Raw genomic sequence first — 20,968 nt, forward strand, 5'->3', positions numbered from 1 at the left:
GGAACACGCCATTCGCCGCATTGCGGCGGACGAATGGCGCCAGCTCGTCACAGTTCGCCGTCGTCCCAGCCGCGAGTGCGCTCCACCGCTTTCTTCCAGCCGGCATAGAGCTTTTCGCGCCGGGGCTCGTCGCACTCCGGCTCGAACACCCGCTCGATCACCGCCTTGCTCTTCAGCTCGTCGAGGCTGCTCCAGAAGCCGCAAGCCAGGCCGGCCAGGTAGGCGGCGCCGAGGGCGGTGGTCTCGCGCATCACCGGACGTTCCACGCGGGTGCCGAGGATGTCGGCCTGGAACTGCATGAGGAAGTTGTTGGCCACCGCCCCGCCGTCGACGCGCAGGGCGCGCAGGCGTTCGCCGGCATCGCGCTGCATGGCGTCGAGCACGTCGCGGGTCTGGTAGGCGATGGATTCCAGGGTAGCGCGGATCAGGTGGTCGGCCTTGACTCCACGGGTCAGGCCGAACACCGCGCCGCGCGCATAGGGGTCCCAATAGGGCGCGCCGAGTCCGGTGAAGGCCGGTACCAGGTAGACGCCGTTGCTGTCCTTGACCTTGGTGGCGAAGTATTCGGAATCGAAGGAGTCGTTGATCACCTTCAGTTCGTCGCGCAACCACTGCACCGTGGAGCCGCCGTTGAACACCGCGCCCTCCAGGGCGTAGCCGACCTCGCCGCGCGGGCCGCAGGCGATGGTGGTGAGCAGGCCATGGGTGGATTTCACCGCCTTGTCGCCGGTGTGCATCAGCAGGAAGCAGCCGGTGCCGTAGGTGTTCTTCGCCTGGCCCGGTTCCACGCACATCTGGCCGAACAGGGCGGCCTGCTGGTCGCCGGCGATCCCGGCGATCGGCAGCTCGCCGCCGCCGACCCCGCCGATCCGGGCGTTGCCGTAGACCTCCGAAGAGTTGCGCACCTCGGGCAGCATCGAGCGGGGAATGTCGAGCACCTCGAGCATCCGTGCGTCCCAGTCGAGGCTGTGGATGTTGAACAGCATGGTCCGCGAGGCATTGGTGTAGTCGGTGACGTGGACCTTGCCTTCGGTGAGCTTCCAGATCAGCCAGGTGTCGATGGTGCCGAACAACAGGTTGCCGTTGCGCGCGCGTTCGCGGGCGCCTTCGACGTTGTCGAGGATCCACTTCAGCTTGGTCCCGGAGAAGTACGGATCGGTGACCAGCCCGGTGGTTTCGCGGATGTAGTCTTCCAGCCCGTCGCGCTTGAGCTGCGCGCAGATCGCCGCGCTGCGCCGGCACTGCCAGACGATGGCGTTGTGGATCGGCCGACCGCTGTGACGGTCCCAGACCACCGTGGTCTCGCGCTGGTTGGTGATACCGATGGCGGCCACCTGGTCGTGCTCGATGCTGGCCTGGGCGAGGGCCTCGACCAGGGTCGAACTCTGCGTGGCCCAGATTTCCATCGGGTCGTGCTCGACCCAGCCGGCCTGCGGATAGAACTGGGCGAACTCGCGCTGGGCCTGGCTGACCACGTTGGCATCGCGGTCGAAGACGATGGCGCGGGAGCTGGTGGTGCCCTGGTCCAGGGCGACGACGTATTTCTTGTTGTGCTTGTCGGTCATGGCTGTGGCCTTGTGGCTATGGCAGGAAAGAACGGGCGGTCAGGAAGCGCGAACCTTCTCCGGCTCGGCTTCGGCGGGCGCTGCGGCGCTCGGCAGATGGCGCGCGATCAGTACACGATAGCCGCCGGCGCCGAGGCAGGCACCGAGGATCGGGGCGAAGATCGGCACCAGGAAATAGGGAATCTCGCGGCCGCCGGTGAAGGCGATGGGCCCCCAGCCGGCCAGGTAGGTCATCAGCTTGGGGCCGAAGTCGCGCGCCGGGTTCATCGCGAAACCGGTCAGCGGGCCCATGGCGCTACCGATCACGGCGATCAGCAGGCCGATCAGCAGCGGCGCCAACGGACCGCGCGGCAGGCCGTTGCCGTCGTCGGTAAGGGCCATGATCACCGCCATGAGGATGGCCGTGATCACCACTTCGACGAGGAACGCCTGGCCGACCGACAGCGCCGGGTGCGGATAGGTGGAGAACACCGAGGCCAGGGCCAGGCTGTCCTGGCTGCCGCGGACGATGTTCTGCGCCTGTTCGAACTCGATGAACAGGCTGCTGTAGAGGGTGTAGACCAGCGCTGCGGCGCAGAACGCACCGGCCACCTGGGCGGTGATGTAGAACGGCAGCTTGCGCCCCTCGAAGCCGGCGAACAGCCACAGCGCGATGCTCACCGCCGGGTTCAGGTGGGCGCCGGAGACGCCGGCGCTGAGGTAGATCGCCATGCTCACGCCGACCCCCCAGATGATGCTGATTTCCCACAGGCCGAAGCTGGCGCCGGCGACCTTCAGGGCCGCGACGCAACCGGTGCCGAAGAAGATGAGGAGGGCGGTGCCGAGGAACTCGGCCAGGCATTGGCCGAACAGGGACGGGGTCGGGGCGGCGGTGGTCATGGGGCCTCTCTTGTCTGTTCTTGTAATTATGGCGGGCAGCCGTGAAAATTGTTCAGTTTCGAAAAAATATATTCACAAAGGAATGCTGTCAAAGCGCGAAGATGAACGTTTGTCCGAAAAACGACCCTCCGGTTTCGTTTTCGCGGCCAATCGAATATCGCTACCGAGGCACGCGGGCCGCGGCATCGGCGCCCGTGCAGCAGGGGCGGCGATGGCTTAAGGTAGGCGCCGGTTTTCAGCCAACGTTCTTCTCCGGGAGTGACCATGACCCCTGCCATCGACCTGCTGAAAAAGGCCCGCGCCGCGCACAAGGTGCTCAGCTACAGCCACGACCCCAAGGCACCTTCCTATGGCCTGGAGGCCGCGGAAAAGCTCGGCCTGGACCCGCAGCGGGTGTTCAAGACGCTGCTCGCCGCCACGGAGAAGGGCGAGTTGCTGGTGGCGGTGGTGCCGGTGATCGGCAGTCTCGACCTGAAGGCCCTGGCCCATGCGGCGGGGGCGAAGAAGGCCGACATGGCCGATCCGCAGGCGGCGCAGCGGGCTACCGGCTACCTGGTGGGCGGGATCAGCCCGCTGGGGCAGAAGAAGCGCCTGCGTACCTTCATCGATGAAAGCGCGCGGCAGTACCCGAGCATCCATGTCAGCGCAGGACGGCGCGGGCTGGAAGTGGAGCTGGCGGCCGAGGTGCTGGCCCAGCTGACCCAGGGTTCGTTCGCCGCCATCGGCCGTGAATGAGCCGCTAATCCCGCCGGCCTAGCGGTCGGCATTCGTCTTACTTTTCAATCTGTCAGGTTTTCCATGTCCCACTATCTCCTCGCCATCGACCAGGGCACCACCAGCTCCCGCGCCATCGTGTTCAGTGCCCAGGGCTTGCCGGTGGCGAGCTGCCAGCAGGAATTCAAGCAGTACTTCCCGAAGGACGGCTGGGTGGAGCACGACGGCGAGGAAATCTGGCTGACCACCCTCCAGGTCTGTCGCGACGCGCTCGCCCGCAAGGGCTTGCGCGCGGCCGACATCGCCGCCATCGGCATCACCAACCAGCGCGAGACCACGCTGGTCTGGGACGCCGCCAGCGGCGACCTGATCCACCCGGCCATCGTCTGGCAGGATCGTCGTACCGCCGACTACTGTGCCGAACTCAAGGCCGCCGGCCACGAGGCGAACGTCAGCGCGCGCACCGGGCTGCTGATCGATCCGTATTTCTCCGCCACCAAGCTGCGCTGGATCCTCGACAACGTGCCCGGCGCCCGCCAGCGCGCCGAACGCGGCGAGCTGCGCTTTGGCACCGTCGACTGCTTCCTGCTCTGGCGCCTGACCGGCGGCCGCTCCCATCGCACCGACGCGACCAACGCTTCGCGCACCCTGCTGTTCAACATCCACAGCCAGGACTGGGACGAGGAATTGCTGGCGCTGTTCGAGATCCCGCGCAGCCTGCTGCCGGAGGTACTCGACTGCGCGGCGGAGTTCGGCGTCAGCGAGCCGTCGCTGCTTGGCGCGGCGATCCCGGTGCTGGGCATGGCCGGCGACCAGCAGGCCGCGCTGATCGGCCAGGCCTGCTTCCAGCCGGGCATGGTGAAGAGCACCTACGGCACCGGCTGCTTCATGATCCAGAACACCGGCGAGCAGCCGGTGACCTCGAAGAACCGCCTGCTCACCACGGTCAGCTACCGTCTGGACGGCAAGGTCAGCTACGCGGTGGAGGGCAGCATCTTCGTCGCCGGCGCCGCGGTGCAATGGCTGCGCGACGGCATCAAGCTGATCGACCACGCCCACGAGAGCGAAGCCCTGGCGATCCAGGCCGGCGACTCCAACGGCGTCTACCTGGTGCCGGCCTTTACCGGCCTCGGCGCGCCCTACTGGGACCCGAAGGCGCGCGGCGCGATCTTCGGCCTGACCCGTGACACCGGAATCAAGGAGATCGTCACCGCCGGTCTGCAATCGGTCTGCTACCAGACCCGCGACCTGCTCGAAGCGATGCGCCAGGACGGCACGCCGCCCAGCGCGCTGCGGGTGGACGGCGGGATGGTGGTGAACAACTGGGTGATGCAATTCCTCACCGACATCCTTGGTGTCACCGTGGAGCGCCCGGAAGTCACCGAGACCACCGCCCTCGGCGTGGCCTACATGGCCGGGCTGAAGGCCGGCTTCTATCGCGACCTGGACGACATCGCCAGCCACTGGCACCTGCAGCGCCGCTTCGCCGCGCACATGGCCGAGGAGCGCCGCGGCGAACTCTACGCCGGCTGGCAGAACGCGGTGCGACGGGTGCGCAGCGAGGCCTGAGCGGCGTTTCGCGGAAAAAGGCGGCGTTTTTGCCGGCGGCTTCACAACGCCGGCAGGTCGCCGCAAACGCCCGCTCGGGCAATGGGTCGAAGGCAGGGCGAAGTCCCACTGTTACGATCGGAAAAGATCGCACTGTATCGCCCATCCCGGAGCCTGCGGCGGCATGCTGTGGCGATCGTTCCCAGGAGGTCTGCCATGCAGCTCGAGTTCCACCAGGTCGACGCGTTTTCTTCCCGCCCGTTCAGTGGCAATCCCGCCGTGGTCTATCGCCTCGATGCCTGGCTGGCGGACGAGCTGATGCAGATGATCGCGACCGAGCACAACCTCTCCGAGACCGCCTTCGTCGTTCGCGAAGGAGAGGCCTGGCGGATCCGCTGGTTCACCCCGAGCGTCGAGGTGGCGCTCTGCGGCCACGCCACACTGGCTGCGGCCCACGTACTGTTCGAGGTCTACGACGAGCCGGGCGAGCGCCTGGAATTCATCTCGCGCTCCGGTGCGCTGCGGGTCAACCGCGAGGACGAGCGGCTGGTCCTGGATTTCCCCGCGCAGTATCCGAGCGAGGTCGGTAGCACCGTCGAGCTGGAGCAGGCCCTGGGCCTGCCGCCGGTGGACGTGCTGGGCTCCACCGACAAGCTGCTGGTGCTGCTCGAGTCCGAAGAGGCGGTGCGCGCCTGTCGCCCCGACTTCGCGGCCCTGGCGCGGCTGCCCTGGCGTGGAGTGATCGTCACCGCGCGGGGCCTGCAGAAGGATTTCGTCTCGCGCTTCTTCGCCCCGGCGATGGGCGTCGACGAAGACCCGGTCACCGGCTCCGCGCATTGCAGCCTGATTCCCTACTGGGCCCAGCGCTTGAACAAACTGTCGCTGACCGCCCAGCAGTGCTCGGCGCGCGGCGGCGAGCTGTGGTGCCGGTTGGAGGGCGAGCGGGTGAGTATCGCCGGGCATGCGGTGCTGGTGGCGAGCGGAAGGATTCGATTGGGCTGAGGGGCGCTTCAGGAGGGGGATGACCTCGTGCATGCCAGACTTCCACATACCGAAGCCCTGATCCGTAGAGTGAATGACCGCTTGCGGTTATCCGCCCTACGGATCGGGTTCCTGGCATGCACGAAGGGAGGTTTGCCCTCCAAGTGGTGGGGCGGCAAACCCGCCCCGTCAGGAGGCCGAGCGGAATCGTTGCGGAGGGGGACGAGTGGCAGGATGCCGGGGCGAGTCTTTTGGTTCCTTTTGGACGCTTGCAAAAGGAACTCGCCTGGGAAGGCGAAACAAGAGGTCAAGGCAGGCACAGAAAACAGCTTGACCACCAAACATGACGCCCGCTCAAGCGCTAAGCAACAGCGTCCCCCCTCACTGCCGTGTAGCTAAGAAGTCGCGAGCGATATAGTCCCGTAGGGCGAATACCGCCACAGGCGGTATCCGCCGATGCCCCGGAGAGCCGGCGGATAACCGCAAGCGGTCATTCGCCCTACGGATCGGGCTCCTGGCATGCCCTCCGAGTGGCAGGGCGAGTCTTTTGGACGCTTGCAGAAGGAACTCGCCTGGAAAGGCGAAACAAGAGACCAAGGCAAGCACGACGCCCGCTCAAGCGCTAAGCAACAGCTTCCCCCCTTAGTGCCGTGCAGGCAGCGACGGGAGCTGGGGCCAGTCACGCATTCACGGCCCGCCAGGCAGTCCCCGTGCACCCGGTGCCGAAACGCCACCTTCGTGCCCTGCGTCATGGCCAATGCTCCACGGCAAGTCGCTACCCCTCAGTACCCATCCGCCACCGGTGCCAGGTAGAGCCCGCCCGCACCGAGGGTAATGCGCAGGTTGCGGATCTCTCCGGCGCGCAGGGTCAGGGTCTGTCCGGCGAGGATGGTCATGCCGTTCCGGCAGGCCTCGCCAGGACCGTTCGGCGCAAGACGCACGTCAACCGCGCCGGGTTGCAGGTTCAGGGCCAGGCTGGCGCCCGGTTGCAGGTTGCCGACCAGTTCGTCGTGGACGTACAGGCCGACATCGCAGGCAGTGCCGGACTCGACCCGCTCGCGGGAAACGTTCAGCACCGCATAGCCGATCGGCGCCGGGTCGGGTTGCGCCCAGCCGCCGCTGGCCGGTTGCGGGTCCGCGGCGAGCGCCGGGAGGGCGCAGGCCAGGGCGGCGGTATGGAGCAGCGGGCGAAGAATGGGGAACATGGCGGGCCTCGGCGGCGGGGGCGTAGGGAAAAGCTTGGCCGAAGCCGGGGCCCGGGACAAGTCGGGACGGGCATCCGCGTGCCCGTCCGTCGCTGGGGTCAGGCGCCGCGTTGCGGCAGCATGGCGCGCAGTACGTCGTCCTTCTGCACGCGGTGGTGCCAGATGGCCGCGGCGGCGTGGCCGAGGATCAGCGCGAAAAGCAGGTACTGGACGGTGACGTGGGTGCCGCCGGCGAACGCCTTGAAGGCTTCCGGCAGGTCGAACGGGCCGATCTGCACCAGCCAGAACAGGTCCAGCGGACGCTTGCCGGCGAGCATGCCGGAGAGCGGCATGACGATCAGCACCGCGTACAGCAGGAAATGCCCGGCCTTGGCGGCCGCGCGCTGCCAGTCCGGGTTCCCCTCCAGGGTGTCCGGGACACCCTGGACGCGGCGCAGCGCCAGGCGTGTCAGGGTCAGCAGGAGTACCGCCACGCCCAGCGACTTGTGCAGGGTGAAGACGTTGCCCTTGCCGCCGAGCAGGCCGGCGAAGAAGTCGGCGCCGTAGGGCAGGGCGATGATCAGCAGGACCGCGACGGCGCTGAGCCAGTGCAGGGCGATCTGTGACGGGGAATAGCGGCGGATGGACATGGTTCTACCTCGTGAAGAACAAGGTGAACATGTTAACCATGTGCTTTGTAGGGTTTAAGCCTCTTTACTCCGCCTTTACCCGTTCTTGACGCTTTGTCGGTTACCGGATATTTCGAGGATTGACCTTGACACCATGTCAAGGTCGAAAATCGCCCCATCGATGACCAACAGGAGGCAATACCATGCAAGTCTTCAAGGTTCAGGGCATGACCTGCGGCCACTGCGTACGGGCGATCACCCATGCGGTGCAGGCGAAGGATTCGGCGGCGGACGTCCAGGTGGATCTTGGCGCCGGCGAAGTCCGGGTCGCCAGCCGGCTCGACAGCGCCCAGGTACTCGAGGCGATCCGCGAGGAGGGCTACGGCGCCGAGCTGGCCTGACCCCAGTCGCGCACCAGGCCACGGAACATCGGCTCCAGCAGGTGTTCCGCGTCCGTATCCGGATCGAACAGGCGCGGGTCGCGCAACCAGTCGTTGAACAGGCCCAGGATCAGCGCGTGCAAGGCGCGCGAGGCGATCCTCGGGGTCATGCCCGGATGCAGCCGCACACGGCATTCGTCGCGGGCGAACAACTGCTCGCAGAGTTCGATGAACATCTGCACGAAGGCGTTGTTGCGTTCCTGCGCCTCGCGCAGTTCCTCGGTGAATTCGCAACGTTGCATCAGGATGGTCAGGATGCGGCGCTTCTTCTCCTGCGTCAGCAACGATTGCACGGCCTCCAGGCAGAGGTCGTAGAGCGAGCGCAGCGGGTCGCTGCCATCGCAGCCGGACAGGCGCTCGGTGAGTTGCTCCGGCGGCAGGCGTACCTGGTTGAGCATCTCGTTGAACAGGTGGGCCTTGTTCTGGAAGTGCCAGTAGACGGCGCCACGGGTCACCCCGGCGGCCCTGGCGATCTGTTCCAGGCTGGTATGGGACACGCCCTTTTCCAGGAACAGTTCCTCGGCGGCCAGGAGGATGGCCGTACGGGTTTTTTCAGAATCTTCCTTTGTGCGTCGCATGCTGTGCTGGGTAGTCGAATCGGTCTCGGCAACGGGGCGGGGAGTGTACCGATTTTAGCCGCGCTCGGGCGGACTCGAAGTATTTCGACACCACCTTTGTCTAATGCTGCTCACTCATGAGTCGTGGATTCCGCGGTTCCACGGTCTCCGGCCATGATCGACGGGCGTCTTCGGTGTTATGCTGCGCGCTGCTTTTTCGGCGACTCCCCGGCTGTCCGTAGCATCTTCCCGCCAGTACCGGCCTTCAGGCCTGGAGCCGCCCGCCCTCACAGACGATTCAATGATAGGCGTCGTCGTCCCGCTTGCCGGGAGCCGCGCAGGGAAGTGCCTTGCCTGCCACCGACGCGCCCCGTGCCGAGCGATCCATGAACCTGCGCATCCTGCTGATACTGGGAGCCCTGAGCGCCTTCGGGCCACTGGCCATCGATTTCTACCTGCCGAGCTTCCCGACCCTGGCCAAGGCCTTCGCCACCGACGTCGAGCACGTCCAGCTGAGCCTGGCCGCCTACTTCGCCGGCCTGTCCATCGGCCAGTTGCTCTACGGCCCGGTGGCCGACCGCTATGGCCGGCGCCTGCCGCTGCTGGTGGGGGTGAGTATCTTCACCCTGGCCTCGGCCGCCTGCGCCCTGGCGCCGAGCCTGGAGTGGCTGATCGCCGCGCGCTTCGTCCAGGCCCTCGGCGGCTGCGCCGGGATGGTCATCTCGCGGGCAGTGGTGCGGGACCTGTGCGATCCGATCGGCGCCGCCAAGGCGTTTTCCCAGTTGATGCTGGTGATGGGCCTGGCGCCGATCCTCGCCCCCGTGGCCGGCGGCCTGCTGCTGGACTGGCAGGGCTGGCAATCGATCTTCGTCTGCCTGACCCTGTTCGCCGCCCTGGCCGGCCTCGGCGTGGCGTTGTGGCTGCCGGAAACCATCCCGGCCGACGGCGAGCGACCGCCGCTGTCCGGCGCGCTGGGGCAGTACCGGCGGCTGTTCGCCGACCGCCTGTTTCTCGCCTATGGCCTTTCCGGCGGGGTGGCGATGGCCGGGATGTTCGCCTACATCGCCGGTTCGCCCTACGTGTTCATCCAGCTCTACGGGATTCCCGCCGAGCACTATGGCTGGCTGTTCGGCAGCAATGCCGCGGGCTTCATCGTCATGGCACAGGTCAACGCGCGGCTGCTGCGCTATCGCGGGCCGGCGTTCTGGCTGCGGCGGATCATCTGGGGCTACCTGGCGTGCGGCCTGGCCCTGCTGGGCATCGCTTCGCTGCAACCGGCCACGCTGTGGCCGCTGCTGGTTCCGCTGTTCGGATGCGTGGCCAGCCTCGGCTGCATCATTCCCAACGCTTCCGCCTGCGCCATGGCCGGACAGGGACAGCACGCCGGCAGCGCCTCGGCGCTGATGGGCAGCCTGCAGTTCAGCGTGGCGGCGGGCGCTTCGGCGCTGGTCGGCGTGCTCCACGACGGCACGGCGATCCCCATGACTCTGGTGATCGCCGTCTGCGGCGCGGTCGCGACCCTGCTCGCCTGGCAGACCGGGCGCCTGGAGCGCCAGGCCGCCTGAGCGCGGATCAGGCCGTTCGCTGTTTCAGTTCGGGCAGCACATGGGGCGCGCGCAGGCGCGCCTCGAGGCGGTCGACGAAACGCCGGGCCTCGCTTTCGCTACGGAAGTTGACGGCCTGCTGGTCGAGGCAGACTTGCCAGCATTGGCCTTTCGGGGTTTGCGACGGGCGGACGAGGATGTTCATGGCGATTCATCCATCGGGGCTGGAAAGGGAGCTTCAGTCTAGTCCTGTCGGCCCGGAAAACACTGACCGGGATCAGTTTGCCGACAACTGGTCGCCGCTTCGTTTACAGCCCCGCCGCAGAGCGCTTCAGGCTCCTCCCTCGCCCTGCCTTACCCGCTGCCGGTAGGCGCTCGGCGACAAACCCATGACCTTGCTGAACAGGCGCGAGAAGTAGTAGCTGTCGTCGTAGCCGACCGCCTGGCCGACCCGGGCCACGCTCTGGTCGCTGCTGTCCAGCAACTGGCAGGCGTACTCGATCTTCAGGTGCAGGAAGTGCTGGATAGGCGTACGGCCGGTGATCGCCTTGTAGCGACTGACGAAATGGAACTTCGACAGGTTGCAGAAGGCCGCCAGGCGTTCCAGTTCGAGGCGCGCATGCAGGTGTTCGCGCATGTAGGCGTGCAGCCCGTCGAGGTCCAGGCTGCCCTCGCGCAGCGGGCGCAGCAGCGGTAGCTGGCAGAGCAGGCTGCGCAGGCGGCTGGCGGCGAGCAGGAAGTGCTGGAAGCGGTAGCCGCTGTGGCGCACCTCCAGCAGTTGCTCGAAGCCGCCGAGCAGGGCGTGTTGCAGGCCCCAATGGCGCAGCGGGGTGTCGCGGTAGCCGGCGCTGTGTTGCAGCCAGGTGGCGCTGTCGCCGCGCAGGTGGGTCCAAAAGATGGTCCAGGGTTGGCGGTCGTCGGCGGCGTAGTCGTGGGACATGCCCGGCGGCAACCAGAGCAGGTCGCCGCTGCCGACCCGGTATTCGCGCCAGGCCTCGCCCTCGCGCACGCGCAACAGGCCCTGGCCTTCGCTGCAATAGATCAGCAGGTGCTCGTCATGGCGCTCGCGGCTCATGCGGTGGTCGCGGGCGCGCCGGTAGTGGCCCAGGGAGGTGGGGTAGAGGTCGCGGCTGAGCGGGTGGACCGCCAGTTTCTCCAGCAGCGCCGCCGGGATCGGCAAGCGCAGGCTGTCGGCCGGCAGGGGCCAGTCGGAGGTGTGCGACATGTCGGTAGCCGGCTCCGCAATATAGTCCATGAACAACACAATTTAGTCGATCTCGCGACCTTCCGCCCAGTGATAGCTTCTTGGCCAAAGCGAGGTCCGAATCGACCTCGTACCAGTCCGCCACAACAATAAAAGCCGGCCTGGCCGGTGCAGGAGGGTTCATGTCAGTCCCAGTCCGCCACCTCATCGCGGGAGCCTTCGTCGAAGGTCTCGGCGCCCAGCGCATCCCGGTCAGCAATCCCCTCGACAACAGCACCCTGGCGGAGATCGCCTGCGCCAGCGCGGAGCAGGTCGAGCAGGCGGTGGCCAGTGCCCGCGAAACCTTCGCCAATTGGAAGGAAACCCCGGTTTCCGAGCGCGCGCGGGTGATGCTGCGTTACCAGGCGTTGCTCAAGGAACACCACGACGAACTGGCGAAGATCGTCTCCAGCGAGCTGGGCAAGACTTTCGAGGACGCCAAGGGCGACGTCTGGCGCGGTATCGAGGTGGTCGAGCACGCCTGCAACGTGCCCTCGCTGCTGATGGGCGAGACGGTGGAGAACGTCGCCCGCAACATCGACACCTACAGCATCACCCAGCCGCTGGGCGTGTGCGTTGGCATCACCCCGTTCAACTTCCCGGCGATGATCCCGCTGTGGATGTTCCCGCTGGCCATCGCCTGCGGCAACGCTTTCATCCTCAAGCCTTCCGAGCAGGTGCCGCTGACCAGCGTGCGGCTCGCCGAGCTGTTCCTCGAGGCCGGTGCGCCGAAGGGCGTGCTGCAGGTGGTGCATGGCGGCAAGGAACAGGTCGATCAGTTGCTCAAGCACCCGCAGGTGAAGGCGGTATCCTTCGTCGGCTCGGTCGCCGTCGGCCAGTACGTCTACCACACCGGCACCGCGCACAATAAGCGCGTGCAGAGCTTCGCCGGGGCGAAGAACCACATGGTGATCATGCCCGACGCGGACAAGGCGCAGGTCATCAGCAACCTGGTCGGTGCCTCGGTGGGCGCGGCCGGGCAGCGCTGCATGGCGATCTCGGTGGCGGTGCTGGTGGGGGCTGCCCGCGAGTGGATTCCGGAAATCCGCGACGCGCTGGCCAAGGTCCGCCCCGGCCCATGGGACGACAGCGGCGCCAGCTACGGCCCAGTGATCAACCCGCAGGCCAAGGCGCGCATCGAGCGCCTGATCGGCCAGGGCGTGGAGGAGGGCGCGCAACTGCTGCTGGATGGCCGCGGCTACAAGGTCGAGGGATACCCGGACGGCAACTGGGTCGGCCCGACGCTGTTCGCCGGGGTGCGCCCGGACATGGCGATCTACCGCGAAGAGGTGTTCGGCCCGGTGCTCTGCCTGGCCGAGGTCGACAGCCTGGAGCAGGCGATCCGCCTGATCAACGAAAGCCCCTACGGCAACGGCACCTCGATCTTCACCAGCTCCGGCGCCGCGGCGCGGACCTTCCAGCACCACATCGAGGTCGGCCAGGTCGGCATCAACATCCCGATTCCGGTACCGCTGCCGTTCTTCTCCTTCACCGGTTGGAAGGGCTCGTTCTACGGCGACCTGCACGCCTACGGCAAGCAGGGCGTGCGCTTCTACACCGAGACCAAGACCGTGACCGCGCGCTGGTTCGACAGCGATAGCGTGGCCGGGACCAACTTCTCGATCCAGATGCGCTGAAAGGGAGACGGACCGATGACCGACATCGCATTCCTCGGCCTGGGCAACATGGGTGGGCCGATGGCCGCCAACCTGCTCAAGGCCGGCCACCGGGTGAATGTCTTCGACTTGCAGCCCAAGGCCGTGCTGAGCCTGGTCGAGCAGGGCGCGCAGGGCGCCGATAGCGCCTTGCAGTGCTGCGAAGGCGCCGAAGTGGTGATCAGCATGCTGCCGGCCGGGCAGCACGTGGAAAGCCTGTATCTCGGCGACGACGGCCTGCTCGCGCGGGTCGCCGGCAAGCCCCTGCTGATCGACTGCTCGACCATCGCCCCGGAGACCGCGCGCAAGGTCGCCGAGGCCGCCGCGGCGAAGGGCCTGACCCTGCTCGACGCGCCGGTTTCCGGCGGCGTCGGCGGCGCCCGCGCCGGCACCCTGAGCTTCATCGTCGGCGGCCCCGCCGAAGGCTTCGCGCGGGCCCGGCCGATCCTCGAGAACATGGGCCGGAACATCTTCCACGCCGGCGATCACGGCGCCGGTCAGGTGGCGAAGATCTGCAACAACATGCTCCTCGGCATCCTCATGGCCGGCACCGCCGAGGCCCTGGCGCTGGGGGTGAAGAACGGCCTCGATCCGGCGGTGCTGTCCGAGGTGATGAAGCAGAGTTCCGGCGGCAACTGGGCGCTGAACCTCTACAACCCCTGGCCCGGGGTGATGCCGCAGGCGCCGGCCAGCAACGGCTATGCCGGCGGTTTCCAGGTGCGCCTGATGAACAAGGACCTCGGCCTGGCGCTGGCCAACGCCCAGGCGGTGCAGGCCTCGACGCCACTCGGCGCGCTGGCGCGCAACCTGTTCAGCCTGCACGCCCAGGCCGATGCCGAGCACGACGGGCTGGACTTCTCCAGCATCCAGAAGCTCTACCGCGGCAAGGACTGACCCCTACGACCAAAGGTTGATGGCGGGTGCCCGGCGCCCGCCCATACTCCAAGGCTCACTCACTGCTTCATCCCTAATAAGAACAATCAGAGGGCTGGAACATGACGTACCTGCAGCAGCACGCCCGCTCGATCGCCGAGCCGGCCGCGTTCTGGGCCGAACAGGCCCGTTCCCTGGCCTGGTACCAGGCGCCCGCGAATATCCTCGAAAGCCTGCCCGACGGCACCCATCGCTGGTTCGCCGATGGCCGCCTGAACAGCGCCTACCTGGCCCTCGACCGGCAGATCGAGGAGGGGCGCGGCGAACAGACCGCACTGATCTACGACTCGCCGGTGACCGGCACCCAGGACCGCTACAGCTACCTGCGGCTGCGCGACGAAGTGGCGCGCCTGGCCGGCGCCCTGCGGGCCCTCGGGGTCGGCAAGGGCGACCGGGTGATCATCTACATGCCGATGGTGCCGCAGGCGGCCATGGCGATGCTCGCCTGCGCGCGCCTGGGCGCGGTGCATTCGGTGGTGTTCGGTGGCTTCGCTCCCTACGAGCTGGCCCTGCGCATCGACGACGCCACGCCGAAGCTGGTGCTCACCGCTTCCTGCGGGCTGGAGTTCGATCGGGTGATCGAATACAAGCCGCTGGTGGACAAGGCCCTCGAATTGGCGATCCACCAGCCTGCCCACGTCATGGTCTGGCAACGCCCGCAGGCGCTCGCGCGCCTGCACCCGGGCCGCGACCTGGACTGGCAGGACTGCCTCGCCGCCGCCGAGCCGGCCGATCCGCTGCCGGTGGCCAGCGGTGATCCGCTGTACATCATGTACACCTCGGGCACCACCGGTAAGCCCAAGGGCATCGTCCGCGACAACGGTGGCCACGCGGTGGCGGTGCGCTACGCGGTCCGCACTATCTACGGCATGCAGGCCGGCGACGTCTGGTGGGGGATCTCCGACGTCGGCTGGGTGGTCGGCCACTCGCTGATCGTCTACGGCCCGCTGATGTGCGGCTGTACCACGGTGTTCTACGAAGGCAAGCCGGTGCGTACGCCGGACGCCGGCGCCTACTGGCGGGTGATCGAAGAGCACAGGGTGAACAGCCTGTTCTGCGCGCCGACGGCGATCCGCGCGATCCGCAAGGAAGACCCGCATGGCGAACGGGTCAAGCGCTACGACCTAAGTTCGCTGCGCCACCTGTTCCTGGCCGGCGAGAAGCTCGACAGCAGCACCCAGCACTGGCTGGAGGAGCACACCGGGCGGCCGGTCCACGACCATTGGTGGCAGACCGAGACCGGCTGGCCGGTGACCGCGCCCTGCATCGGGATCGCCGGCCACGACCTGCGGGCCGGTTCGACCAACCGCGCGGTGCCCGGCTACCACGTGCAGGTGCTGGACGACGAAGGCCGGCCGCTGGGAGCGAACCGCCAGGGCGCGATCGTCATCGCCCTGCCGTTGCCGCCGGGCTGCGCGCAGACCCTCTGGGGCGACCACCCGCGCTACCTCCAGGCCTACCTGGGCAACTATCCCGGCTACTACCACACCGGCGACGGCGGTTATCTCGACGAGGACGGCTTCGTCTACATCATGGGGCGCACCGACGACGTGATAAACGTTTCCGGGCATCGCCTCTCCACCGGCGAGATGGAGGAACGCGTGGCGCAGCACCAGGCGGTTGCCGAGTGCGCGGTGATCGGCGTGCGGGACGAACTCAAGGGCCACGTGCCGCTGGGCCTGGTGGTGCTCAAGGACGATGCCGGGATCGCCGCCGAGCAACTGCAGCGCGAGCTGGTGGCGCTGGTCCGCGAACAGATCGGCGCGCTGGCCTGCTTCCAGCGGGTGGTGGTGGTCAAGCGGCTGCCGAAGACCCGCTCCGGGAAGATCCTCCGCGCGGTGCTGCGCAAGATCGCCGATGGCGAGGACTACGCGGCGCCATCGACCATCGACGACCCGACGATCCTTGGCGAGATCGAGGCTGCGCTGAGGGTGCGCAAGGCGGGATAGCAAAAGCCAGGGGCACGGCGGTAGGGTGGAAAACGCCGCGCCCCGTGGTCCTGCCGTTCAGAACCCTTCGAGAACGATCTTGCCCTTGGCCCGGCCGCTCTCCAGCAGCGCGTGGGCGCGGCGCAGGTTGGCCGCGTCGATGCGGCCGAAATGCTCGCCGACGGTGGTCTTCAACACGCCTTCGTCGATCAGCCCGGCGACCCGCTCCAGCAGCCGGTGCTGCTCGATCATGTCGTCGGTCTGGAACATCGAGCGGGTGTACATGAACTCCCAGTGCAGCGACAGGCTCTTCTGCTTCAGCTTGCCGATGTCCAGCGACGCCGGGTCGTCGATCAGCGCCAGGCGGCCTTGCGGGCGCAGCGCGGCGACGATCTGTTCGAGGTGCTGGTCGGTGTGGGTCAGGCTGGCGACGTGGCTGACCTCGGCGACACCGATCCGCTTCAGCTCTTCGGCCAGCGGCTTGCCGTGGTCGATCACATGGTGCGCGCCGAGGTCGCGGACCCAGGCCTGGGTCTCTGCGCGCGAAGCGGTGCCGATCACGTTCAGGCCGGTCAGTTGCCGGGCCAGTTGGACCAGGATCGAACCGACCCCGCCGGCGGCACCGACCACCAGCAGGCTCTGGCCCTGGTCGGCCTTGCCTTCGGCGATCTGCAAGCGCTCGAAGAGCAGTTCCCAGGCAGTGATGGTGGTCAGCGGCAGGGCCGCGGCCTGGGCGAAGTCGAGGCTTTTCGGCAGGTGCCCGGCAATGCGCTCGTCGACCCGATGCAGCTCGCTGTTGCTACCGGGGCGGGTGATGTCCCCGGCGTACCAGACCCGATCGCCAGGACGGAACAGGCTGACCTCGCTGCCGACCGCGCGCACCACGCCCGCCGCGTCCCAGCCCAGCACCTTGGCCTGGCCGGCTTCCGGCTGGGCGCGCTGGCGGACCTTGGTATCCACCGGGTTGACCGAGATGGCGCGGACCTCCACCAGCAGGTCGCGCGGGCCCGGCGTGGGCTCGGGCAGTTCGAGGTCGAGCAGGGCGTCGGGATGGTCGATGGGCAGGGATTGGTAGTAACCGACAGCTTTCATGGGAACTCCGGGAAACGGGCCTCAGGCGAGGCGATAGAGTTGGTCGATCTTCACGTTCTGCAGCAGGGCTTCGTTGCCGCGGCTGAAGCGCAGGAAGTGTTCGGTGTTCTGGTGCCGCTCCAGGGCGGCGTCGTCGCGCCACTGCTCGATCATGTAGAACAGGTGGGAGTCGTGGCGGTCCTGGTGCAGGTCGTACTGCAGGCAACCAGCCTCGGCGCGCGACGGGGCGACCAGGGCGCGCAATTCGCGTTCCAGGGCCTCGGCGTGGCCGGGGGCGGCGGTGATGGTGGCGATCAGGGTGAGGGGTGTGCTCATGGTGGGTTCCTTCGATGGGGCGGAGTCAGGATGGGCTATTTCAAATCGCTGAAAAACAGGCTATCAGGGAAGACTCTTTCAAAGGAATCTTGAAAATGCTGCGTTACGACGACCTCCAGGTGTTCGTCCACACCAGCGACAGCGGCTCGTTGTCCGCCGCCGCGCGCCAGTTGGAGATTTCCCCGGCGGTGGCCAGCGCGGCGCTGAAGCGCCTGGAAAGCGAGCTGGAGGTACGCCTGTTCGCCCGCTCCACCCGCAGCCTGCGCCTGACTCCCGAGGGCGACGCGTTCCTCCTGCATGCCCGCGCCTCGTTGCGCAGCCTGGAGGAGGGGCGCCGGTTGCTGCAGGGCGGCAAGGACCAGATCGCCGGGGTACTGCAGCTTTCCGCGCCCTCCGACTTCGGCCGCAACCTGCTGCTGCCATGGCTCGACGAGTTCCAGGCGCGCTATCCGCAACTGAGCCTGCGCCTGCTGCTCGGCGACCGGGTGACCGATCTCTACCGGCAACCGGTGGACGTGGCGATCCGCTACGGCGCACCGGCCGACTCCAGCCTGGTCGCCCTGCCGCTGGCGCCGGACAACCGGCGAGTGCTCTGCGCCGCGCCGGGCTACCTGGCGGAGCGCGGCGAGCCGCGCCAGCCGGACGACCTGCGCGAGCACAATTGCCTGCTCTACCAACTCGGCGGCCGGGTACACGACCGCTGGGCTTTCCAGCGGGGCCGCCGCAGCCTGACCCTGACGGTCGCCGGCGACCGGGTCTGCGACGACGCCGACGTGGTGCGGCGCTGGGCCCTGGCCGGCAAGGGGCTGGTCTACAAGTCCTGGCTGGACGTGGCCGAGGACGTGCGCGCCGGGCGCCTGCGCCTGCTGCTGCCGGAGTGGCAGGGCGAAGCGACGCCGATGAACCTCTTGTGTACCCACCGCGCCCAGTTGACCCGCCCGGTGACCCTCTTGCGCGCGTTCGTGCGCGAGCGTTGCGACGCATTGCTGGCGGAGGCTCCATGGACGAGGAACTGAACCGGGCGGCGAGCCTGGCCATCGAGCTGGCGGACGTGGACAGCGCCGCGCGGTTGCACGAGGGGAAACCGCAGAATTCGGAAAAATCCTACGCTAAGGTTTCTGTGAGCCTGAGAATATGCTCTTCAATGACTCAGCCTGGGGCGCAAGCCGAAACCGCCGAAAACTCTGCAAGCCAATTAAATGGACTTGTCAGGGCTAGAGTGAGTAGCGTCCAGAAAAATAAGGAAAGTCTCTCAAAAAACAAGCCCCGCCGGAACGGGGCTTGTTGGTGGCTAATTAGCCAGCCTTGAAGCCAGGGAGGCCGTTGGCGGCACGCCACTCTTTGACTTCTTTCACTATGCCTTCGGGCGTTTCAAAGCCAGGTTTCGGATGGAAAATTACCCCACTCTTTCGTGGGTGAGAAGTAACTTCCTCGAAGTGCTTGACCAGTTTATCCATTCTCTTCTCTAGCTCACTACCCTTTAGTCCTGATTTGTTCTTGAAGAACTCTTCAATGATCTCCAGGAACTCGCTTTCAGTATAATCGGAAAGGTTATTTTTAATATCCATTATTATTTCTCCTTACGTTTAAGTTTCAGTTCTTTATGAATTTCGCTGTGGCGTTTCGGAGTGACGATAACAAGATTGTCTATATTGTAAAGAGCACCGCCGCTTTCCAGAGGGACTACATGGTGAATCTCAAACTTTTCTTTGCTACCCAGATGCTCCTCTGGCACAGCATAAGGAGCAAGGCCCTGACTGACAAAGTACCTATTACTGGGGGAGAGGTTTTCGAGAGCTGATGGGTCTTTGCTAACGGCCATCCAAAACTGCTCCCGAAAGTCTCGCCAACTCTTGAATTCCTTACCGCGTAACTGATCGGCGATTTGGCTCGGAATCGGCACTCCGTCACCTTGCGAGGCGCCGGCCAGCCAGTTCCCAGTGACCGGCTGGCCATTACCGGTAGCAACGCCCGGCTCATCTCGCGGATCTCGATAAACAATATAGAGTGGCGGAATACCGCTGTCTTCCGGGTAGACGTAGATGCCGTCGTTGAACTCCCGTTGGTCGAGTTCTGGATAGGACTCGATCTGCGGTTCCTTCGGAATCAGCAGTGTGCCGGGCATGATCAGCGGGCCACGGGGCACTGCGGGTGTCGAAGACGACGGATCGATCTGGCCAGGTGGAGTATCCGGGGTGACTAGGATGGTGCCGCCGCCAGGGCCGGTAGTCGTGTATTTGTAGGTCCCCGAGGCGGAGTCCAGAGTCAGCGCCCTGACGGGGACCGCCGCACTACCCGGCTCGGTCGGTACGGCGATGATTTGAATCGACCCATCGACATTGAGGGTTTTCAGCCGGTAAGGCAGGTCCACCGTTCCTTTGGCGGCGGCAATGGCTTGCCAGTCAACCGCCAGTGGCGGAGACAGTTCCGCAACCGGAATGGCAAAGGAGGCCTGCCGTTCACCATTGTTCAGTTTCGGCCAGAAGGAACTGACCGCCATAGTGGCGACGACAGCGGCTACCTGACCCAACATTGCACCAGGGGTCTTGCGGGCCACCGAAAGCAAATCCACTGCGGTTTTGAGAGTCCTGGAAACGCTCGCAGCACCGCCACCTGCTGGAATCAGAGGTTTAGCCGCTGCTGGTACACCGACGCCCGGAAAGCTAGGGAACGTCGGGAAGTCGGGAAAAGTAGGAACCAACGAGCCAAGATCCCTCCTTGGCTGGTCGGGAATTTTCGGGTCACGCCGGTCAGGGATTGAAACACTGCCGACATCGACCGGGCGCGCCGTGATGCCTCCTTGTCCAGTACCCGTATCAACATCCCGACCGGAGCCACCCGTTGCTCCAGTTTCTCCTCCAGAGGTCACACGGGTTCCGGTATGGGCGAGTGCGTCATCGACCCGAGAGCCGGCATCGACTGCGGGAGGGGTAGTGACGGTGGGGTTGCTGATTTTGTCCTGTTCTTCCAGACGCTTGTAGATTTCCTCGATGCGCTTGGCCTCACTTTCCGATACGACAATGGCCTGAAGCCGCGCATTGATTTCGTCTTGACGCTTTTTCTCCGCCTCTGCGACTCGCTTGGCCTCTGCTTCGGCCAAGCGTTGCAGTTCGGCTTGTCGCTGAGCCTCGGCCTGGCGACGAGCCTCTTCGGCCTGCCGTCGGGCTTCAGCTTGACGTTGCTCTTGCGCTAAGCGCTCCGCTTCCGTCTGCCGGGCGGCCTCTGCGGCGTGCTGTGCGTCCTCCAGCCGCTGAAGCCGGGTCAGTTCGGCGACCTTGCCATCCAGGGCGGAGGAGCGGCTATTGAGGACGCTGATTTCCGCTTCGATCAAGCGGATCTTTTGTGCGGCTGAATAAGACTTCGACCAGTTGTCGAAACTGAAATCTTTATCTTCGCGGCGGCCGTAGATTTCATTCATTACATTAACATAATTGACCGTGAGAGGGTCATAGCCAAAGAATGCATTTGCAATGGTTCGTGCGTCAGCCAGTTCCTTCTGTTTGGACGCAAGCAGTTCCACCGCCGCGGCCTTTTCAGCAGAGGCCATCTGCAAGGGTGTCGCCTCGGCAGGATTTAATTTTTCCTTTTTCTGGCTAGCAAGATACGCCAGTTCGCCATCGACAATTGCCCCCACATTGGCCAAGGCAGTGTTCGTGGATTTTTTGATCTCTTCCTGCACACCACGAATCATGATTGCTGCCGGGATTTGCGAACCAATATACTGATAGCGCTTAATCAGATCCTTGATTTTCGCCCCTTCA

Annotated in this window: 21 protein-coding genes; 10 read left to right on the forward strand and 11 right to left on the reverse strand. The window is 65.9% G+C overall.

What is annotated here, in order from left to right; all coding sequences use genetic code 11:
• Window positions 1–47: 47 nt before the first annotated feature.
• Together glpK (LJF27_RS05760) and glpF are read right to left on the reverse strand one after the other, a co-directional pair.
• Window positions 48–1,565: a glycerol kinase GlpK gene (gene glpK, locus LJF27_RS05760; protein ID WP_023117069.1), complete on the reverse strand. Its 1,518-nt coding sequence runs from the start codon at window positions 1,563–1,565 to the stop codon at window positions 48–50.
• 39 nt (window positions 1,566–1,604) lie between these two features.
• Window positions 1,605–2,444 carry a glycerol uptake facilitator protein GlpF gene (gene glpF, locus LJF27_RS05765; protein WP_003092166.1) on the reverse strand — a complete coding sequence of 280 codons (840 nt, stop codon included), beginning with the start codon at window positions 2,442–2,444 and terminating at the stop codon, window positions 1,605–1,607.
• A 264-nt stretch (window positions 2,445–2,708) separates the two neighbouring features.
• On the opposite strand from glpF, the gene ybaK reads away from it, so the two are divergent.
• The 3 genes from ybaK (at window position 2,709) to LJF27_RS05780 (ending at window position 5,708) form a co-directional block, all read left to right on the forward strand.
• Window positions 2,709–3,179, forward strand: coding sequence for a Cys-tRNA(Pro) deacylase (gene ybaK / locus LJF27_RS05770; protein WP_003098459.1), 471 nt, complete (start codon window positions 2,709–2,711; stop codon window positions 3,177–3,179).
• Between the two features lie 63 nt (window positions 3,180–3,242).
• Window positions 3,243–4,727 carry a glycerol kinase GlpK gene (gene glpK, locus LJF27_RS05775; RefSeq protein ID WP_023117068.1) on the forward strand — a complete coding sequence of 495 codons (1,485 nt, stop codon included), beginning with the start codon at window positions 3,243–3,245 and terminating at the stop codon, window positions 4,725–4,727.
• A 195-nt stretch (window positions 4,728–4,922) separates the two neighbouring features.
• Window positions 4,923–5,708, forward strand: a complete 786-nt coding sequence (locus tag LJF27_RS05780) for a PhzF family phenazine biosynthesis protein (protein WP_003159513.1) — start codon at window positions 4,923–4,925, stop codon at window positions 5,706–5,708.
• 761 nt (window positions 5,709–6,469) lie between these two features.
• On the opposite strand, the gene LJF27_RS05785 is transcribed toward LJF27_RS05780, so the two are convergent.
• A complete protein-coding gene (locus LJF27_RS05785; protein ID WP_010793344.1) occupies window positions 6,470–6,892 on the reverse strand; it encodes a hypothetical protein in 423 nt (140 codons plus the stop codon).
• 98 nt (window positions 6,893–6,990) lie between these two features.
• Window positions 6,991–7,521, reverse strand: coding sequence for a cytochrome b (locus LJF27_RS05790; RefSeq protein ID WP_003092155.1), 531 nt, complete (start codon window positions 7,519–7,521; stop codon window positions 6,991–6,993).
• Between the two features lie 182 nt (window positions 7,522–7,703).
• Between LJF27_RS05790 and LJF27_RS05795 the strand changes: the two genes are divergently transcribed.
• Entirely contained in the window at window positions 7,704–7,901 is a 198-nt protein-coding gene (locus LJF27_RS05795) for a heavy-metal-associated domain-containing protein (protein ID WP_003111818.1), read from the forward strand.
• On the opposite strand, the gene nalD is transcribed toward LJF27_RS05795, so the two are convergent.
• Window positions 7,880–8,518: an efflux system transcriptional repressor NalD gene (gene nalD, locus LJF27_RS05800; RefSeq protein WP_003092152.1), complete on the reverse strand. Its 639-nt coding sequence runs from the start codon at window positions 8,516–8,518 to the stop codon at window positions 7,880–7,882. The two genes, LJF27_RS05795 and nalD, sit on opposite strands and share 22 nt — an antisense overlap.
• Before the next feature lie 365 nt (window positions 8,519–8,883).
• Between nalD and LJF27_RS05805 the strand changes: the two genes are divergently transcribed.
• The gene (locus LJF27_RS05805) at window positions 8,884–10,062 is read left to right on the forward strand and encodes a multidrug effflux MFS transporter (RefSeq protein WP_003092150.1); all 1,179 of its coding nucleotides are present in this window, start codon (window positions 8,884–8,886) and stop codon (window positions 10,060–10,062) included.
• A gap of 7 nt (window positions 10,063–10,069) precedes the next feature.
• Here the strand turns inward: LJF27_RS05805 and LJF27_RS05810 are convergent, their stop codons facing one another.
• Window positions 10,070–10,246, reverse strand: a complete 177-nt coding sequence (locus LJF27_RS05810; RefSeq protein WP_003104346.1) for a hypothetical protein — start codon at window positions 10,244–10,246, stop codon at window positions 10,070–10,072.
• A gap of 126 nt (window positions 10,247–10,372) precedes the next feature.
• The gene (gene mmsR, locus LJF27_RS05815; protein ID WP_023117067.1) at window positions 10,373–11,296 is read right to left on the reverse strand and encodes an MmsAB operon transcriptional regulator MmsR; all 924 of its coding nucleotides are present in this window, start codon (window positions 11,294–11,296) and stop codon (window positions 10,373–10,375) included.
• 131 nt (window positions 11,297–11,427) lie between these two features.
• Here mmsR and mmsA point away from each other — a divergent pair, with 131 nt between their 5' ends.
• The 3 genes from mmsA (at window position 11,428) to LJF27_RS05830 (ending at window position 15,821) form a co-directional block, all read left to right on the forward strand.
• The gene (gene mmsA, locus LJF27_RS05820; protein WP_023117066.1) at window positions 11,428–12,921 is read left to right on the forward strand and encodes a CoA-acylating methylmalonate-semialdehyde dehydrogenase; all 1,494 of its coding nucleotides are present in this window, start codon (window positions 11,428–11,430) and stop codon (window positions 12,919–12,921) included.
• Between the two features lie 15 nt (window positions 12,922–12,936).
• On the forward strand, window positions 12,937–13,833 hold the full coding sequence (mmsB, locus tag LJF27_RS05825) for a 3-hydroxyisobutyrate dehydrogenase (protein ID WP_009877528.1): 897 nt from the start codon (window positions 12,937–12,939) through the stop codon (window positions 13,831–13,833).
• A gap of 101 nt (window positions 13,834–13,934) precedes the next feature.
• Entirely contained in the window at window positions 13,935–15,821 is a 1,887-nt protein-coding gene (locus tag LJF27_RS05830; RefSeq protein WP_003092138.1) for a propionyl-CoA synthetase, read from the forward strand.
• Between the two features lie 57 nt (window positions 15,822–15,878).
• Here the strand turns inward: LJF27_RS05830 and LJF27_RS05835 are convergent, their stop codons facing one another.
• Together LJF27_RS05835 and LJF27_RS05840 are read right to left on the reverse strand one after the other, a co-directional pair.
• Window positions 15,879–16,892: a zinc-binding alcohol dehydrogenase family protein gene (locus LJF27_RS05835; protein ID WP_003104356.1), complete on the reverse strand. Its 1,014-nt coding sequence runs from the start codon at window positions 16,890–16,892 to the stop codon at window positions 15,879–15,881.
• Between the two features lie 21 nt (window positions 16,893–16,913).
• Window positions 16,914–17,207, reverse strand: a complete 294-nt coding sequence (locus LJF27_RS05840; RefSeq protein WP_003104358.1) for a putative quinol monooxygenase — start codon at window positions 17,205–17,207, stop codon at window positions 16,914–16,916.
• 95 nt (window positions 17,208–17,302) lie between these two features.
• Between LJF27_RS05840 and LJF27_RS05845 the strand changes: the two genes are divergently transcribed.
• Complete coding sequence (locus tag LJF27_RS05845; protein ID WP_003092132.1) at window positions 17,303–18,223, forward strand: LysR family transcriptional regulator; 921 nt, start codon at window positions 17,303–17,305, stop codon at window positions 18,221–18,223.
• Complete coding sequence (locus LJF27_RS05850; protein ID WP_023083374.1) at window positions 18,208–18,516, forward strand: hypothetical protein; 309 nt, start codon at window positions 18,208–18,210, stop codon at window positions 18,514–18,516. The genes LJF27_RS05845 and LJF27_RS05850 overlap by 16 nt, the downstream gene beginning before the upstream one ends.
• Here the strand turns inward: LJF27_RS05850 and LJF27_RS05855 are convergent.
• Both LJF27_RS05855 and LJF27_RS05860 read right to left on the reverse strand, forming a co-directional pair.
• Window positions 18,503–18,775 (reverse strand): bacteriocin immunity protein, encoded by a 273-nt coding sequence (locus LJF27_RS05855; protein ID WP_017002173.1) that lies wholly within the window; start codon window positions 18,773–18,775, stop codon window positions 18,503–18,505. The two genes, LJF27_RS05850 and LJF27_RS05855, sit on opposite strands and share 14 nt — an antisense overlap.
• Window positions 18,776–18,777: 2 nt before the next feature.
• Window positions 18,778–20,898: an S-type pyocin domain-containing protein gene (locus LJF27_RS05860; protein ID WP_023117065.1), complete on the reverse strand. Its 2,121-nt coding sequence runs from the start codon at window positions 20,896–20,898 to the stop codon at window positions 18,778–18,780.
• Window positions 20,899–20,968 lie beyond the last annotated feature (70 nt).

Origin of the sequence: Pseudomonas sp. 203-8 (genome assembly GCF_020708595.1) — a bacterium.
Lineage (GTDB): Bacteria > Pseudomonadota > Gammaproteobacteria > Pseudomonadales > Pseudomonadaceae > Pseudomonas > Pseudomonas aeruginosa.

What these genes read in the sequence shown, in the direction of transcription:
- LJF27_RS05805 (WP_003092150.1), top strand. Translation starts at nt 8,884, where the DNA reads ATGAACCTGCGCATCCTGCTGATACTGGGAGCCCTGAGCGCCTTCGGG.
- LJF27_RS05840 (WP_003104358.1), bottom strand. Translation starts at nt 17,207, where the DNA reads ATGAGCACACCCCTCACCCTGATCGCCACCATCACCGCCGCCCCCGGC.
- LJF27_RS05810 (WP_003104346.1), bottom strand. Translation starts at nt 10,246, where the DNA reads ATGAACATCCTCGTCCGCCCGTCGCAAACCCCGAAAGGCCAATGCTGG.
- LJF27_RS05795 (WP_003111818.1), top strand. Translation starts at nt 7,704, where the DNA reads ATGCAAGTCTTCAAGGTTCAGGGCATGACCTGCGGCCACTGCGTACGG.
- glpK (WP_023117068.1), top strand. Translation starts at nt 3,243, where the DNA reads ATGTCCCACTATCTCCTCGCCATCGACCAGGGCACCACCAGCTCCCGC.
- mmsR (WP_023117067.1), bottom strand. Translation starts at nt 11,296, where the DNA reads ATGGACTATATTGCGGAGCCGGCTACCGACATGTCGCACACCTCCGAC.
- nalD (WP_003092152.1), bottom strand. Translation starts at nt 8,518, where the DNA reads ATGCGACGCACAAAGGAAGATTCTGAAAAAACCCGTACGGCCATCCTC.
- LJF27_RS05850 (WP_023083374.1), top strand. Translation starts at nt 18,208, where the DNA reads ATGGACGAGGAACTGAACCGGGCGGCGAGCCTGGCCATCGAGCTGGCG.
- glpF (WP_003092166.1), bottom strand. Translation starts at nt 2,444, where the DNA reads ATGACCACCGCCGCCCCGACCCCGTCCCTGTTCGGCCAATGCCTGGCC.
- mmsA (WP_023117066.1), top strand. Translation starts at nt 11,428, where the DNA reads ATGTCAGTCCCAGTCCGCCACCTCATCGCGGGAGCCTTCGTCGAAGGT.
- LJF27_RS05830 (WP_003092138.1), top strand. Translation starts at nt 13,935, where the DNA reads ATGACGTACCTGCAGCAGCACGCCCGCTCGATCGCCGAGCCGGCCGCG.
- LJF27_RS05835 (WP_003104356.1), bottom strand. Translation starts at nt 16,892, where the DNA reads ATGAAAGCTGTCGGTTACTACCAATCCCTGCCCATCGACCATCCCGAC.
- ybaK (WP_003098459.1), top strand. Translation starts at nt 2,709, where the DNA reads ATGACCCCTGCCATCGACCTGCTGAAAAAGGCCCGCGCCGCGCACAAG.
- LJF27_RS05790 (WP_003092155.1), bottom strand. Translation starts at nt 7,521, where the DNA reads ATGTCCATCCGCCGCTATTCCCCGTCACAGATCGCCCTGCACTGGCTC.
- LJF27_RS05845 (WP_003092132.1), top strand. Translation starts at nt 17,303, where the DNA reads ATGCTGCGTTACGACGACCTCCAGGTGTTCGTCCACACCAGCGACAGC.
- LJF27_RS05860 (WP_023117065.1), bottom strand. Translation starts at nt 20,898, where the DNA reads ATGATTCGTGGTGTGCAGGAAGAGATCAAAAAATCCACGAACACTGCC.
- LJF27_RS05780 (WP_003159513.1), top strand. Translation starts at nt 4,923, where the DNA reads ATGCAGCTCGAGTTCCACCAGGTCGACGCGTTTTCTTCCCGCCCGTTC.
- LJF27_RS05855 (WP_017002173.1), bottom strand. Translation starts at nt 18,775, where the DNA reads ATGGATATTAAAAATAACCTTTCCGATTATACTGAAAGCGAGTTCCTG.
- mmsB (WP_009877528.1), top strand. Translation starts at nt 12,937, where the DNA reads ATGACCGACATCGCATTCCTCGGCCTGGGCAACATGGGTGGGCCGATG.
- LJF27_RS05785 (WP_010793344.1), bottom strand. Translation starts at nt 6,892, where the DNA reads ATGTTCCCCATTCTTCGCCCGCTGCTCCATACCGCCGCCCTGGCCTGC.
- glpK (WP_023117069.1), bottom strand. Translation starts at nt 1,565, where the DNA reads ATGACCGACAAGCACAACAAGAAATACGTCGTCGCCCTGGACCAGGGC.